The 246-nt window shown below is 37.4% G+C and carries 1 protein-coding gene; it reads left to right on the top strand.

Annotated features, from left to right (window positions below):
• A partial coding sequence (locus ACW689_RS21530) for a transposase (protein ID WP_476294459.1) occupies positions 1–221 on the top strand: 221 nt, incomplete at its 5' end.
• Positions 222–246: the final 25 nt, after the last annotated feature.

Genomic DNA, 246 nt, shown 5'->3' with positions numbered 1-246 from the left:
AAGCTATTTACACTACAAATGCCATTGAATCGCTGAACTCAGTTATCCGCAAAGCCATCAAAAAGCGTAAGCTGTTCCCACATGATGACTCAGCTAAAAAGGTAGTTTACTTGGCTATTGAGCAGGCATCTAAAAAATGGACGATGCCGATAAGAAATTGGAAATCGGCCTTAAATCGATTTATGATCGAATTCGAAGACCGATTAAAAGATGTTATTTAAAACTGGCAGTTACACAAAATGTGTT

The organism is Pseudoalteromonas sp. ABE4_541, assembly GCF_056312285.1.
This window is presented reverse-complemented; position numbering and strand designations above follow the sequence as displayed.